Annotated in this window: 13 protein-coding genes; 4 read left to right on the top strand and 9 right to left on the bottom strand. The window is 41.7% G+C overall.

Translation table 11 applies throughout. The features are described from left to right. Positions 1-144: 144 nt before the first annotated feature. From LQ188_RS00900 to LQ188_RS00875, 6 genes are all read right to left on the bottom strand, one after another. Positions 145-318 (bottom strand): hypothetical protein, encoded by a 174-nt coding sequence (locus LQ188_RS00900; RefSeq protein ID WP_230175759.1) that lies wholly within the window; start codon positions 316-318, stop codon positions 145-147. A gap of 223 nt (positions 319-541) precedes the next feature. Then, entirely contained in the window at positions 542-2,005 is a 1,464-nt protein-coding gene (locus tag LQ188_RS00895; RefSeq protein WP_230175758.1) for an NAD-dependent succinate-semialdehyde dehydrogenase, read from the bottom strand. Positions 2,006-2,062: 57 nt separating this feature from the next. Next, the gene (locus tag LQ188_RS00890) at positions 2,063-3,358 is read right to left on the bottom strand and encodes an MFS transporter (RefSeq protein ID WP_230175757.1); all 1,296 of its coding nucleotides are present in this window, start codon (positions 3,356-3,358) and stop codon (positions 2,063-2,065) included. Positions 3,359-3,491: 133 nt separating this feature from the next. Next, entirely contained in the window at positions 3,492-4,736 is a 1,245-nt protein-coding gene (locus LQ188_RS00885; protein ID WP_230175756.1) for an iron-containing alcohol dehydrogenase, read from the bottom strand. 117 nt (positions 4,737-4,853) lie between these two features. After that, positions 4,854-6,059: a hydroxyacid-oxoacid transhydrogenase gene (locus tag LQ188_RS00880; protein WP_230175755.1), complete on the bottom strand. Its 1,206-nt coding sequence runs from the start codon at positions 6,057-6,059 to the stop codon at positions 4,854-4,856. An 18-nt stretch (positions 6,060-6,077) separates the two neighbouring features. Beyond that, a complete protein-coding gene (locus LQ188_RS00875) occupies positions 6,078-7,520 on the bottom strand; it encodes an aldehyde dehydrogenase family protein (protein WP_230175754.1) in 1,443 nt (480 codons plus the stop codon). Between the two features lie 586 nt (positions 7,521-8,106). Here LQ188_RS00875 and LQ188_RS00870 point away from each other — a divergent pair. Beyond that, positions 8,107-8,772, top strand: a complete 666-nt coding sequence (locus LQ188_RS00870) for a GntR family transcriptional regulator (protein ID WP_230175753.1) — start codon at positions 8,107-8,109, stop codon at positions 8,770-8,772. A 79-nt stretch (positions 8,773-8,851) separates the two neighbouring features. After that, positions 8,852-9,106: a topoisomerase C-terminal repeat-containing protein gene (locus tag LQ188_RS00865; protein WP_230175752.1), complete on the top strand. Its 255-nt coding sequence runs from the start codon at positions 8,852-8,854 to the stop codon at positions 9,104-9,106. 436 nt (positions 9,107-9,542) lie between these two features. On the opposite strand, the gene LQ188_RS00860 is transcribed toward LQ188_RS00865, so the two are convergent. Genes LQ188_RS00860 through LQ188_RS00850 form a run of 3 tightly spaced genes read right to left on the bottom strand, consistent with a single transcriptional unit; the run spans position 9,543 to position 11,285 of the window. Next, entirely contained in the window at positions 9,543-10,679 is a 1,137-nt protein-coding gene (locus tag LQ188_RS00860; RefSeq protein ID WP_230175751.1) for a zinc-dependent alcohol dehydrogenase, read from the bottom strand. Between the two features lie 15 nt (positions 10,680-10,694). Continuing rightward, positions 10,695-11,057 carry a spore coat protein gene (locus LQ188_RS00855; protein ID WP_048682441.1) on the bottom strand — a complete coding sequence of 121 codons (363 nt, stop codon included), beginning with the start codon at positions 11,055-11,057 and terminating at the stop codon, positions 10,695-10,697. A gap of 12 nt (positions 11,058-11,069) precedes the next feature. Further along, positions 11,070-11,285, bottom strand: coding sequence for a hypothetical protein (locus tag LQ188_RS00850; RefSeq protein ID WP_061463532.1), 216 nt, complete (start codon positions 11,283-11,285; stop codon positions 11,070-11,072). Positions 11,286-11,473: 188 nt separating this feature from the next. Here LQ188_RS00850 and LQ188_RS00845 point away from each other — a divergent pair, with 188 nt between their 5' ends. Further along, the gene (locus LQ188_RS00845) at positions 11,474-11,680 is read left to right on the top strand and encodes a hypothetical protein (RefSeq protein ID WP_230175750.1); all 207 of its coding nucleotides are present in this window, start codon (positions 11,474-11,476) and stop codon (positions 11,678-11,680) included. Then, a complete protein-coding gene (locus LQ188_RS00840; protein ID WP_048682429.1) occupies positions 11,677-11,976 on the top strand; it encodes a spore coat protein in 300 nt (99 codons plus the stop codon). Before LQ188_RS00845 ends, LQ188_RS00840 begins: the two co-directional genes overlap by 4 nt. The last annotated feature ends 127 nt before the right edge of the window (positions 11,977-12,103 follow it).

Here is a 12,103-nt window from a genome sequence, read left to right as displayed (position 1 = left end):
ACTGGACTTGTATTAACAACTAAGGAACCGGTAATGGAATTACTGTTTCTGCAGCAACTGCCGTTAATTGTACTTTTACGAACAGGGTAATTATAGCAAACAGGAAAGGCTTATCAAGTTAGGGATGATGGCATCCATATGGGTCTAATATTTTCTCTTCTTCTGCATCATAGTAAAATCCTCATTCTCCGTTAATACATTTGAATCAAGTTCCGGTTCTGTTTCAATTATTTCCACAAAGTCTTTTCTAACATTACCTTTATCTATAAACTCGTCGGTAAACTTGTCAATTTTATTTTTAACTTCTGTAACATTCATCTTTGCACCTTCCTTTGTCACAATTAAGCGAATTTGCATGTTACCAATTCAAAAATTCAGGATATTTTATATTTGTCTTAGGATGTAAAGCAACCTGGCCATAGGTTCTGTAACTGAGGTTTGTTAATCAATGGGGAGCGTGTGTTGAATTAAGTCTTTTTATGAGGTAAATAAGGAAAGGCTTAAGGATTCAACTTCACCTTAAGCCTTTTCTTGCCCTATTTTAAAAACCCATCGATATATATTTTTCTTCTAAATATTCTTCAAGGCCTTGATGGCCACCTTCCCTCCCCATGCCGCTTTCTTTCATGCCGCCAAATGGGGCTTGTGCAACGGTGGGAATGGCGTCGTTGTAGCCGATGATGCCAAACTCCAGAGCTTCGGATACCCTGACTCCCCTGCTTATATTCTGTGTGTAAAAATAAGCGGCCAGCCCGTACTCTGTATTGTTGGCATGCTCGATCACCTCTTCTTCTGTATCAAACGGAATGATTGGCGCGACCGGTCCAAATGTTTCCTGGTATGTGATGAGCATATCCTTGTTCACTCCACCTAGAACGGTCGGTTCATAGAATAATCCATCAGCCAATTCCCCTTCAACTTTTTTTCCGCCACAAAGAAGGCTGGCACCTTTTTCCAAGGCATCTTGTACATGTTCCTCTACCTTTTCCAGGCCATCACTGCTGACAAGAGGCCCGACTTCAACGGTTGGATCGATGCTATTTCCAACTTTTAGAGCTTGTACCTTTTCAACAAAAAGTGCAGAGAATTTATTGATGACAGAACGGTGCACGTAAATTCGATTTGCGCATACGCACGTTTGTCCGGTGTTCCTGAACTTGCTTGCAACGGCACCAGCTGCTGCGGCTTCCAAATCAGCATCCTCAAAGACGATGAACGGCGCGTGTCCTCCAAGCTCAAGGGAAAGTCTCTTGAGCTGCGGGGCTGACTTGGTAACCAGCAATTTGCCTACTTCAGTAGATCCGGTAAAAGATATTTTCCTTACTACCGGGTTTTCAAAAATTTCATCCGAGATAGGTCCGGCACTCCCTGTTACGATACTGACCACTCCAGCAGGCACTCCCGCCATTTCTACCAATTTACCAAACGCTAACGCACTAATAGGAGATTGTTTTGCAGGCTTGACAATGACTGTACATCCAGCGGCCATGGCAGGTCCTACTTTCCGCGTCATCATGGCCAACGGGAAATTCCAAGGGGTAATGGAAGCAACCACTCCAATCGGCTGGCGAATCACCGATAGCCTTTTATTTGCGGCAGAAGCAGGGATCGTTTCCCCATAAATCCGGCGGCCCTCTTCAGCAAACCATTCCAGGTAGCTTGCAGCAAAATCCACTTCACCCCGGGCTTCCGTTAAGGGCTTGCCCATTTCCATACTCATGATTTCTGCTAATTCATCTTTATATTCATGCATAAGGTCATGCAATTTCTTTAGATATTTACTGCGTTCCTGTGCCGTCAGTTTTGACCAGGTTTTAAACGCTTCCTCAGCAGCTGCAATGGCCGCATGCGTTTCTTGGCGTCCTCCATTTGGAATCCTTGCAACCACTTTCCCTGTTGATGGATTTGTTACTGGTAAAGTTTCTCCGTTTTGTGCTGCAGTCCATTCACCGTTCACATACATTTTCAGTTCAGATAAATTGACTAATCCACTAGTTTTCAGCATGAATATATCTCCTTTTTTCTTTGAATTTGCAAACGCTTCATTATATACACAAAAAGATTAGAGTCCTGAAACTTTAGTTCCCCCGTCAATGTCCGTGTTAATGGAAATCCTTTCATTTTTAAGAACGAGGGTATACCCCACAGCAGCAATAAGGCAAATGACTACGGGTATGATCAGGGCTATATTGAAATTATTGAACTTCGCTATTAAGATCCCTGTTGCGACTGGAGCAATCCAGCCAGCGAGATTCCCCACGAAGTTTTGCAGCCCTGCAAGCTTTCCTTCCGCACCCTTTGGAGCAACATCCGAAACAGTGGCCCAGAGAATGCCCGCAGCCAATCCTTCACCGCCGATTGCTATTGAGATATACGTAAGTGCCATTATGGCGCTGTCTGTATAGATAGTCGGTATAATGGCTAATGGAAAAAGCATGCCGATGGTTAAAACAGTCTTTCTTGCTTTGATGGAATTCCAGCCTCTTTTAATCAATAAATCCGACAACACCCCTCCTAGAATATTTCCCAGAAAGGACATGATCCAAGGTAGCATCGTGAAAAATCCGGCTTTTAAAAGAGTCATTTGCCTTTCGACTACAAGATAAGTGGGAAGCCAGGTCATCATTAAATAAGTAAGATAATTATGGGCAAACAAGCCATATAACATAGGGTAAACACTTCTGAATTTGAAGAATTTAAATGGCGAGATGTTTAGTGTCGTCGCTTTTTCGGTTTGAGTTTGCTCCTCTTTGATATAGGCTACTTCGGCCTCGTTTGCAATCTTACTTTGCTCTGGATGGTTTTTGAAAAAGAATAACCAGAATGCCAGCCATACAAAACCGATTGATCCAATTACCACAAAGGATGCTTGCCATCCCCAAGTCTGGATGATCCATGCTAAAATGGGTGTCGTTATGCCAATCCCGATAGCTGTACCAGAATTAAATATCCCGTTTGCAATGCCCCGTTCGTGTGACGGCAGCCAGTCTGAAATAACGCGCGTATTGGTTGGAAACGCTGGAGCCTCTCCGATTCCCATTAAAACGCGGATACCGATCAGTCCGCCAAGCGAACGTCCCATTCCAGTAAACACCGTACAGAGCGACCACCAAACGATGGCAATCGAATACGTTAAGCGTGCCCCCAATTTATCAACGATTACCCCGACCGGGATCTGCATTAAGGCATACGACCAAAAGAACGCTGACCCCAATATCCCGAATTCTACTGCCGAAAGCGAAAGATCCTTCATCATCGAGGGTCCTGCAATGCCAAGAATTGCCCTATCCATATAATTGATTGTTGTTGCGACGAAAAGGAGTACCACTACAAGCCATCTTCCATTGGTCTTTTTCATACGTCACCTCATTAGATAATTATATTCAGGTAGAAAAATGCTGCGGGAAATCCATGTGTCCGAAAAAAGTTAAAAAGGGGAAACTGATTCGAAATCCCCTGAAATTCCAGGTGATTTTCAAATTGAATGGTTTTTATACATTCACGATGGCCGTTTCTGAATTTTTTGCACTGCTTGCATTTCGATTACCATTATTAAATCCTTCAAAGTCCCCCTCATAAGCCTTCTCTATAATCAGTTGGATATCCGATGCCTTCGTCAGCCTTGGATTAACGACCACGTTACCGCTTCGCATGGAATCTTCCACTAATTTCGGTAAAACGTCCAATGAGACTCCAAGCTCTTTAATATTTAGAGGAATATTCATGCTCCGATTCATTTCGATGATAGTTTCGATTGCTTTTTCGGCTGCTTGTGCATTGGATAAACCGCTTACATCCATTCCTAAAGCTATCGCAATTTCTCTATACTGATCCTCACATGCCGGAAGATTGAATCTCATGACGAATGGCAATAGTGCTGCATTTGCGATGCCATGCGGGATATTAAAGACTCCTCCAAATGTATGGGAAATGGCGTGTACATTACCCAGTCGGGATTGTGAAAAGGCTGCACCAGCTAACAAGGAGGCTACAAGCATGTTTTCCCTGCTTTCCATGTCCGTTCCCACAAAGTACGATCGTGTTAAATTTTCACCGATCATCTTAATGGCCTGCATCGCGAAAGCCTTGCTGACAGGGTTGGCAGATTTGGAGGTGTAAGATTCAATTGCATGAGTCAGAGCATCCATACCAGTAGCTGCAGTAATCTCTTGAGGCAAATTCAATGTAAGGGCAGGATCCAATATAGCTAGCTTTGGAAACAGAAGTGAACTAAGTACACCTAATTTAAAAGAGGTTTCCTTATTCGTTACCACTGTCGAATTAGTAGCTTCACTGCCAGTTCCAGCCGTAGTCGGGATTGCTACGATCGGGAGCGGGGGATTGGAAATCTTTCCAACTCCTTCATAATCCAGGATATGGCCGGGATTAGTAGCCATTGCCGCGATGCCCTTGGCAGTGTCAATGCTGCTTCCTCCGCCTACAGCCAGAACCGCCTCCATCTTTTGTTGCTTAAGATACACTGTCCCCTGTTGGATTGTTTGAGCTGATGGATTAGGCTCCACCTCATCGTAAATCTCAAAATAAAGGTTTGCCGAAGCAAGGGATTTTTCAATGCCTTGTAAGAGACCTGCTCCTCTAACCCCTTTATCTGTTACGATCAGCACACTCGATACACCTAAATCCCTAATTAGCTCCCCTGTTTTTCCAGATATTCCGTTACCGCACTCCACCCGTGTCGGCATACTATATGTAAAAGGCATAAGAGACATTTTCATCTTCCTCTCCATTTATATTCTATTAGATGGTGAAATCCTTTCAGGCCCGGTCTGCAGATCCATCATGAATGGTTATGATGCTTAACCTTCCAGGGACACCGTTCCTTTACAAGCAATCTATAAAGCTTTTCTAAGTAATTCTTCTAAACTGTGCTGGGTTGGCATTCTTGGGTTATTCCGAATCAGGCGATCGATTTGGAGGGTTTTCTCAGCAATTTCGGGAATATCCTCTTCTTTGATCCCAATCTCCGTCAGCTTTGTAGGCAGTCCAATTTCCCCAAGCAGGGTAAGCACAGCTTTTGAAGCAGCCAAAGCGGCTTCCTTATCGGAGAGACCATCCGAGTTCACATTGAATGCCTGGGAAATCCTCACCATTTTTTCTGTTTCTACAGCTGCATTATATTCCATGACATATGGAAGCAAGAGCCCGGTCACCTCTCCATGCGGCGACTTCACAAGCCCTCCAATTGGGTAAGCCAATGCATGGGCTGCTGCTGTACCTGCATTTGAAAAGGACATTCCAGCAAGCAGGCTACCCATTAGCATATTGGAACGTGCCTCGAGATTGCTCCCTTGCTGCACCGCAAGCGGCAGGTTTTTTGCAATCAATTCAATAGCTCTGTAGGCGAGTGCATCGCTTATGGGGATTGAACCTTGGAATAAAATGTTTCCTTCTGCCTGGATATATGCAGAAGGTTTGGCTGTGTATGCCTCTATCGCATGTGACAGAGCATCAATTCCGGAACAAGCTGTTACATAAGCGGGAAGCCCTAACGTTAATTCTGGATCAAGCAGAGCAACGGTTGGTCTTAGGTAATTATCCGAGATACCAACTTTCAGGTTATTTTCCACATCGGTCAACACCGCTACAGATGTCACTTCTGAACCGGTTCCAGCAGTCGTCGGAATCGCTACAAGAGGGGCGATTGGTCCAGGAACCTGGTTTTCTCCGCCATAATAGTCCAGGGGATGTCCGCCATGCGCGACCAGCAAAGCGACAATCTTCGCCATATCAATGCTGCTTCCTCCGCCAAGGCCAATTACTGCATCAATATCCATTTGAGATTTAGCAAACTTATAACAGTCCATCGCCGAATCTACCGGAGGCTCGGGTACGACCTGGTCATAGATAACTGTTTCGTAATTTGCATGTTCCAACAACGATGAAATTCTGTCTACGATTCCTGCATTTTTGATCCCTGGGTCAGTAACGAGCAAGATGTTTTTCGCCTTTAATCTTTGAAGGATCACATCCAATTGCCCGATTGCCCCGTTTCCAAATACGATTCTTTCGGTAGAATAAAAATCCCATGTGTTTCTCATATTCCTTACCTCCAAAGTCTAAAGATTGATGACGACAAGTTTTTCGTCTGTCATCTCTTGCACTGCATAATGCGGTCCTTCTTTGCCAATTCCGCTGTCCTTCACGCCGCCATACGGCATGATGTCAGCACGGTATGTAGAAACATCATTGATGATCACACCGCCAAAATGAAGTTCCTGTGTTGCCCGCATGGCTAAAGTGATATCGGATGTAAATAAACCAACTTGTAAGCCGAACTTTGTATCATTGGCCTGACAGAAAGCCTCCTCGATGCTATCGAAAGGAATGATGCTGATCACCGGTGCGAACACTTCCTGGCAGACTACCTTCATTTCCGGTTTCACATCTATTAATATAGTAGGTTCCAGAATCGAATCCCGCCTTTTCCCTCCATATAGCACTTTGGCCCCTAGACGCCCAGCCTCCTGAATCCATTCTTCCGCACGCCTTGCTTCCTTCTCGGAAATCATAGGACCAATGTCCGTGGAAGGATCTGCAGGATTTCCGACCTTCAAGCCCTGTGCCACCTTAACTGCCTTCTCCACAAACACATCGCAAATATCTCTATGAACGTAGATGCGCTGCACAGAGATGCAGGCTTGCCCTGCATTCACATACCCCCGCGTGACACAGAGCTCAACTGCTCTGTCTAAATCAGGGACATCCTTGTGAATGATATTTGGGGAGTTATTCCCTAATTCCAAGGTAACCTTACGAATTCCAGTACTGCTCTTAATGTGTCGGCCTACGCCGGGACTCCCTGTAAAAGTGAACATCGCAATTCGTTCATCCTCCAAAAGGTATTGACCTGTTTCCTGCCCAAACCCGTTAACCACATTCAGAAAACCTGCAGGCAATCCAGCTTCAGAAAAAATTTCTGCGATCTTGCATGCAATGAGTGGCGTCATTTCAGCTGGCTTCAACACGATTGTATTTCCCGCTGCCAACGCAGGAGCTACCTTGTGGATGGTGAGATTGAACGGGAAGTTAAACGGGGTGATCGCACCGATAACCCCAACAGGAACCCTGATGGTGAAAGCCATCTTATTGTCGTTTCCAGACTGGCCCAAAGGAACGCCTGTACCGGCAATCCTTTTTGCTTCTTCCGCTGAAGCTATCATCGTTTGGATTCCTCTATCGATTTCCCCTCTGGCATCCTTCAATACTTTACCGACTTCCTGAACCAGAATCATCGCCAGTTCTTCTTTTCTCTCTTTAGAGATATCCGCTGCACGCATTAGAATCTCGTAGCGTTGATTGGAATCTAGCTTTCTCGTATTAAAGGTTTCCAATGCATTGGTCACCGCTTCAGAAACAATTTCGCGGGATGCCCTGCCAATCCGACCAATTTCTTCTTTGTTATATTTGTTCATAACAGCGATAGTATGTTGATCGGATATCCATTGCCCATTTATGTAATGGCCATAAAATGCATTTTTTCTACTTAGCGATGTGCTCATTGAAGATTCCTCCTTTGAAAAATAACGATCACATTTTTTCACTTCACAGTTATTTCTGCTAATTCATAAATTTCAATCAAGAAAAAGGCAAGCATAAAGCGCTTCCATTTTAAACTTAAGATTTTGCCTGCCCATCAATACTCTTTAATTGTTGTCTATAGAATCCTGCTCAAAATAGTATGTAATCATTTCCGAAAATATATCACATAATATATGATTATGTAAATATTTAAAATTAAAAAGATTCTGTTTTTTTGAATAAAACCTCACTAATAAAGGATTTGTGGATTTAAATAATATCGATAGATCAATTAATTCATGTTAATTTGAATTATTTTATATATAATTTTTTACAAAACGCACGAATATAATATATAATTATCAGTAATAAGGATATTTTTTTGTAGCTATCCAGCAAACTATAGGTCCCCTTATAAACTCTCTATTCTTGATATCAATATGGTTTCGCCTTATCTTATTGATAGGGCTACAATAAGAAAGCTACTTCAGTAATAATTTAAGTTGTTACATCTATATGAAATAACACTCGTTCTCATAGAAATTTTTTTAAGTTAGGGGCATTTCGATGATAAAGGAAAAAGAACGCGGGGAGACAACGGAATATGTCTACAATTTATTAAAAGAAAAGATTTTTGAATGGGATTTATCGCCGGGACAAAAAATCAATATTAGCCATTTAACCCGGGAAATCAACATTAGCGCCATACCTCTCAGAGAAGCATTATCTCGTCTGAACTCTGAGAACTTAGTCATCTTAGAACCAAATAAGGGGTATCGGGTCAGTGACATATTAGATACTGAAAATATGGCGAAAATGTTGGAGGCCCGGATATTACTGGAGACGCATGCGGTCCGGAATATTATCCGCTTAAATAATGTAAGCGTGACGGAAGAAATGGCCGCGCTTACAGATGAAATGTTTTCCACAAACACAGGTGCTTCCAACAAAAAAATACTAGATTTTACTCATTTAGATCAACAATTTCATCATGCCATCATGAACGCTGGAGGAAACCCGTTTTTATTTGAAGCATATAAAGGCATGCACTGTCATCTTCATATAGGCCGGTTTTATCATGTCAAAGGTGAGATCGACCAAAAAGACGCACCATCGGAACATATGGAAATCATTGAGGCCATCCAGACTAGGGATGTATACAGAGCCGAGATTGCGATCTCCAGCCACATACAGGATTCCATAGATCGTTTATTGGAGAGGACAAAAAGATAATACTTGGAAGCTATTGAGGATAACCTTCTTCGGATATCAGTCATCGTAATCGCTTTGATCAAATTTCCGGAATATGCAAGTGGGTGTAAACAACATTCCCATCTCAAATGCATTAAAGAAAGTGACAGAAAAACATGTGAAAGATTTATGCACCAAGAAGAAAACAAGTGTGATCAAAGGGATGAAACCAAAGGCAAAACAAGAGAAGCCTTTTGATGCTTCTCTTGTTTTGAAAGATGATGGTTCGATTGGATTTGAATTTGCAAAAAAACATTTGCTAAATCAAAATAACAAACTAAAATCCCTATTACAATTGATAGGGATTTTACTATGAAAGAGTATATGCCGAATGATTCGCTGAATGAATTCACTTACTGCTATAACCTTTTCTGATATTGTTCTCCAAAGAAAAGAAAAAGTATATGTGATAAATCCAAACGAAAAAAGTAAAAAATAACAAAAACCCTATAACTAATTTGCCCTTTATAGTTTTTGTAGGTCGTGGGTTTTACTTAATGAAAAAAAGAAAGCTTAGAGCACAAAAAAAACGATTTTCCCTTAACGTGGGCAAAATCGTCTTTTCTGGTGCTTAATTTGAATAAGGTAAATGTAGCTCTCAAGTTAGGGAGTTCACTTTTCTAAAATCTTCTTCTATTCGTATTTCATCCAGAAGTAAAAATTACTCCAAAAAGGGTTTGATACCTTCCCTTCTTACTCATAGTCCATTTCCATAATTGCAAATCTATTTTTCCAAATGAAAACAACCATCTTTATGGCTTAAGGACCACTTTAATACATCCATCTGTCCTTGTATCAAACACTTCATACCCATGCTTTGCTTGGTCAATTGGAAGTACATGGGTTACAACATCGCCAGGATCTACTTTTCCTTCTGATATTAGTTTATAAAGGTAGGGCATATAAGGAATAACAGGAGCCTGTCCGGTTTTAATATCCACGTTTCTTTGGAAAATATCTCCTAGGGGGAATCCATTATAACGGCCGCCATAAACGCCTGTTATCTGTATGGTTCCCGCCTTACGCACTGCTTGGGACGCAATTACAATCCCTCCCATGGCTCCCCCATGTAATTTAAGACCCGATGCAAGATATTCCATCGGAGTCATTTTGCCACTCATCCCGGAACAGTCAATAACGATATCTGCACCACCTTTAGTGATTTCTTTAAGGTATTCACCAGCGTTTTCATATTGTGCAAAATTTACGGTTTCGACTTTATTAGTCCTTTTTGCATGCTCTAAACGATAATCTAGATGGTCGACTGCAATCACTCTTTTCGCCCCTTTAAACCAAGCGAATTTTTGAGTGAGTAGACCTACAGGACCACAGCCTAAAACGATAACCGTATCGCCAGATTTGACACCTGCGTGATCTACACTCCAGAATGCTGTGGATGCTGCATCTGCGAGCAACACCAACTTTTCATCTTCTACCTCGCAGTCTTCTGGGATTTTGAATGGGGTGAAGTTTCCATAAGGAACACGCATGTATTCAGCTTGCCCGCCCGCATACCCACCAGTTGTTTCAGAGTATCCAAAAAAACCACCCATTTCCCCATGAGGATTTGAATTATCGCACTGACTTGTAAGGTCGTGGTCGCAATACCAACAGCTCCCGCAGCTAACGTTAAAGGGAATAATGACCCGGTCTCCCTTCTTTACCTTAGTTACCCCTGGTCCAACTTCCTCAACAACCCCCATCGGCTCATGACCAATCACATAATCTGTAGGCATATTGGGAATTAATTGATGAATTAAGTGTAAATCGGAGCCGCAAATCGCTGAAGTAGTGACTTTTACAATAATATCATCTGAATTTTTGATGTTAGGGTTTTTAACTTCTTTAACCTGTACATTTTTATTGCCCTGGTAAGTTACGGCTTTCATGATGCTTTTCCTCCTTTATTTATTCGGCGTTGCGAACATGCCGAGTCTGTCAGTATCATTCGGGAAAAGATTCATTCCAGCGATACTAACCGCCATATCGGCTGATTTCAAATCTAATTCCACCTGTTTACCTACATCGTTCGGATAAAGCCAGCCCTTCCTGATCATTAAATCGGATAACTCACCATGTAAGTCAATAGATTGCTCCATTTGCTGGTACAATGCTTTTCTCAATGCGGGATTCGCTGTTTCGGATAATGCAATACCATAAGTATGAATCCCACTTTTGATAGAGAGTAGAAAATCTAGCGCGAAAGAGGAATCAGCCATTTCCGGCATATGTTCAGCGCCTTGAGGATCTAAAAAATCCATCTCCATTTAAATTTCACCTCATTTTTCATAGTTTGTTCGGGCTTCTGTATAAAAACCCTTTAGCTCGTTTATAGCAGCTATAGATTGTTGTACGTCTTTTTCCATTAATGCTTTTAAGTCATTGTCAAAGCAAATTCCTTGCATTAATTTTGATCTCATTAACCCTATTGTTTTAAGATTTAAAATTTCATGCGTTTCCATGGTTTCATGAAATGCCAAGCTTTCATTTTCCATACGTTCACCTCCCTAATCTATATAACAAAAATACCTTTCCCAGTTCATCTGTTTGTTATACGGATTATTGACCGATACGTAGTTTATTTCGCAAAGTACACGTTACCTTTGCAAATGATGATGAATAAAAACTTTTGTATTACGAAAGATATGTAAGTGAATTCTCAAAGAAATGGAGGGAAAAAATCATGACGAAAAATTTAGGACTGCATGAAACTCTAGAGGCGCACGAAATTTTAACTTTCAAGAGTCTTTGTCTAACAAAGTCCTCTACAATGAGCAGTTTAGTGCAGGATACAGAACTACAAAATATTCTATTAAAAGACTCGAGGACTGGGACACAAGATATTCAAATACTGCAGGAAATTCTGACGAATCGAGGGGAACAGCAATGACAAATTTTTTGCAAAATATGGCAGGTATGGGTGGCATGACTGATCAGGTGATTGCAACGGACTTCTTAATATCCGCAAAATCTGGAATTAGAAATCTTGCTTTTGCCATTACAGAAACAAAAACACCTGAATTGAAAGCAGCCTTAAGAGAACAGCTTCGTGTTGCTGTAGAAAGACACGGAGAGATAAGTAACTATATGATTTCAAAAGGTTACTATCATCCACATGATTTAAGTGAACAATTACAAGTTGATTTAAATACAGCAAATACAGCCCTAAACCTTCCTCAACAATAAAGTCAACTCATGGATGTGAAAACAGACAGATTACACAGAGGTACGGGCAAATGGAAAAAAAGCAATGAATTTCTCGAACTTGAGATACATTGCTTTTTTTAGGGGTATATTATAGAAAGTCCTTAGC

Source organism: Peribacillus sp. Bi134, assembly GCF_918698065.1.
In the GTDB taxonomy this organism is placed as follows: domain Bacteria; phylum Bacillota; class Bacilli; order Bacillales; family DSM-1321; genus Peribacillus.
The sequence above is the reverse complement of the archived record's forward strand: the minus strand, read 5'-3'. Positions and strand labels throughout refer to the sequence as shown.

What these genes read in the sequence shown, in the direction of transcription:
- LQ188_RS00840 (WP_048682429.1), top strand. Translation starts at nt 11,677, where the DNA reads ATGACAAATTTTTTGCAAAATATGGCAGGTATGGGTGGCATGACTGAT.
- LQ188_RS00900 (WP_230175759.1), bottom strand. Translation starts at nt 318, where the DNA reads ATGAATGTTACAGAAGTTAAAAATAAAATTGACAAGTTTACCGACGAG.
- LQ188_RS00875 (WP_230175754.1), bottom strand. Translation starts at nt 7,520, where the DNA reads ATGAGCACATCGCTAAGTAGAAAAAATGCATTTTATGGCCATTACATA.
- LQ188_RS00845 (WP_230175750.1), top strand. Translation starts at nt 11,474, where the DNA reads ATGACGAAAAATTTAGGACTGCATGAAACTCTAGAGGCGCACGAAATT.
- LQ188_RS00885 (WP_230175756.1), bottom strand. Translation starts at nt 4,736, where the DNA reads ATGAAAATGTCTCTTATGCCTTTTACATATAGTATGCCGACACGGGTG.
- LQ188_RS00870 (WP_230175753.1), top strand. Translation starts at nt 8,107, where the DNA reads ATGATAAAGGAAAAAGAACGCGGGGAGACAACGGAATATGTCTACAAT.
- LQ188_RS00880 (WP_230175755.1), bottom strand. Translation starts at nt 6,059, where the DNA reads ATGAGAAACACATGGGATTTTTATTCTACCGAAAGAATCGTATTTGGA.
- LQ188_RS00895 (WP_230175758.1), bottom strand. Translation starts at nt 2,005, where the DNA reads ATGCTGAAAACTAGTGGATTAGTCAATTTATCTGAACTGAAAATGTAT.
- LQ188_RS00850 (WP_061463532.1), bottom strand. Translation starts at nt 11,285, where the DNA reads ATGGAAAATGAAAGCTTGGCATTTCATGAAACCATGGAAACGCATGAA.
- LQ188_RS00855 (WP_048682441.1), bottom strand. Translation starts at nt 11,057, where the DNA reads ATGGAGATGGATTTTTTAGATCCTCAAGGCGCTGAACATATGCCGGAA.
- LQ188_RS00860 (WP_230175751.1), bottom strand. Translation starts at nt 10,679, where the DNA reads ATGAAAGCCGTAACTTACCAGGGCAATAAAAATGTACAGGTTAAAGAA.
- LQ188_RS00890 (WP_230175757.1), bottom strand. Translation starts at nt 3,358, where the DNA reads ATGAAAAAGACCAATGGAAGATGGCTTGTAGTGGTACTCCTTTTCGTC.